Annotated in this window: 2 protein-coding genes; both read left to right on the top strand. The window is 71.3% G+C overall.

Annotation, left to right across the window (positions count from 1 at the left end):
* Positions 1 to 1133 (top strand): aldehyde dehydrogenase family protein (locus ABZ646_RS45670; RefSeq protein WP_360533443.1); only part of this gene is annotated, 1133 nt, incomplete at its 5' end.
* A gap of 57 nt (positions 1134 to 1190) precedes the next feature.
* Positions 1191 to 2071: acyl-CoA dehydrogenase family protein (locus ABZ646_RS45675; RefSeq protein WP_360533445.1), on the top strand; the 881-nt coding region annotated here is incomplete at its 3' end.

Consider the following 2071-nt stretch of genomic DNA (forward strand, 5'->3'; position numbering starts at 1 on the left):
GCATCATCCCCATGGCGGGCGCCAGCCTGGTCGTCAAGGAACCCGTTGGCGTGGTCGCCAGCTTTCCGGCGTACAACTTCGCGCTCCCGGCGATCGGCCAGAAGGCCGGGCCGGCGATGGTCGCGGGCTGCACCGTCATCGTCAAGGTCACCGAACCCAACCCGCTGGCGATCTTCGTCATCGGTGAGATCTGTGCGGAGATCGGCCTGCCGCCCGGTGTCCTGAACATCGTCGCGGCGCGCGCCCCGGAGTCGGAGTACCTGGTGCGCCACCCCGGTGTGGACATGGTCAGCTTCACCGGCTCGGCCGAGGTCGGCGCCAAGATCGCGGCGGCCTGCGGAGAACTCGTCCGACCGTGCGTGCTGGAGCTCGGCGGCAAGTCCGCGGCCATCGTGCTCGAGGACGCGAAGCTGGAGGACGTGCTGCCCACCCTCGTCGGGGCCACCGCCGGCACCAACGCGGGCCAGAGCTGCGTCGCCCTGTCGCGGCTCCTGGTCCCCGAGTCCCAGTACCGCGCCTACGCGGAGGCCCTGGCCGACGGCTTCGCGTCGCTCAAGGTCGGCGACCCCATGGAAGCCGACACCGTGGTCGGACCGCTGGTCACCTCGCGCCAGCGCGAACGCGTCGAGTACTACGTGGATGTGGCACGCAAGGAGGGCGCGACGATCGCCTACGGTGGCCGCCGCCCGTCGCACCTGGAGCGCGGCTGGTACTACGAGCCGACACTCGTCACCGACGCCCACAACGACATGAGGGTCTCCAGGGAGGAGATCTTCGGACCCGTCGCCTCGCTCATCCCCCACCGCGGTGAGGACGACGCCGTCCGTATCGCCAACGACAGTGACCTGGGGCTCGCGGGCGCCGTGTTCACGGCGGACACGGCACACGGCTTCGAGGTCGCCAGACGCGTGCGCACCGGCACGTTCTCGGTCAACACGTTCGCAGCCGACCTGGGCTCGCCGTTCGGCGGGTTCAAGAAGTCCGGGATCGGTCGCGAGCACGGTCCCTACGCCGTGGAGGAGTACCTCCAGACGAAGACGATCTCGATCGACCCCAGCCAAGAGCTCCCCGAGTCGGTCACCAGGAACGTTCCGCGCGGAACCGGACCCGGGACGCGCGGCTCCGCCGGCTGACCTCAGCCCCGTCCGGTCACCCACCCCTCTCCGCCACCCGATCACGATGGAGACCCCATGCACCACCGTCACCCCGACATCGACCCCCAGCTGCTGTCCGAGACCGAGGAACAGCGGGAACTGCGCACGGTCCTGCGGGACTTCTTCACCGAGGAGAGCGGTCCCGAGGACGTCCGCAAGCACCTGGCCACCCCGCGCGGACACGACGAGACGTTGTGGGCGCGGCTCGCGGGCGAGATCGGGGTCCATGGCCTGGCGATTCCCGAGGAGTTCGGCGGGGCCGGCTTCACCTTCGCCGAACTGGCCGTGGTTCTGGAGGAATCAGGGCGTGCGCTGTACTGCGCGCCACTGCTTCCCACGGTGGTCCTCGCCGCGCACGCCCTGCTGAACAACGGGGACCGGAAGGCGTGCGAACGCTATCTGCCGCGGATCGCGGACGGCACGCTCACCGCGACGCTGGCCGGGTTCGACGAGGCCGAGCCCGGCGTCGTCGCCGAGCGGAGCGGCCCGGGGTGGGTACTGCGCGGAGCGGCCGACTTCGTACTGGACGGAGCCGGCGCGGACCTGATCGTGGTTCGGGCCCGAACCCCCGAGGGTGCTCGGCTGTTCGCCTGCGAGCCGGCCGAGGACACCTGCCCGCGGACACCTCGCCGCGTCCTGGACGAGACGCGCCGCCAGGCGCTGGTGGAGTTCCGTGGCGCACCGGCCACACCCGTGGGCGAGTCGGGTGAGGTGACGGCGGCACTCGACGCCGGGCGGGCCGCGCTCGCCGCCGAGCAGGTCGGCGGCAGCGGCCACGCGCTGGACGCCACCGTCGAATTCGCCGCCCAGCGCCGGCAGTTCGGGCGCCCCATCGGCTCCTTCCAGGCGGTCAAGCACAGGCTGGCCGACGTGCTGGTCGCTCTCGAGGCAGCACGCTCGGCATCCGCGTATGCGAC

The sequence above is a fragment of the Streptomyces sp. NPDC007162 genome (assembly GCF_040634175.1).
Lineage (GTDB): Bacteria > Actinomycetota > Actinomycetes > Streptomycetales > Streptomycetaceae > Streptomyces.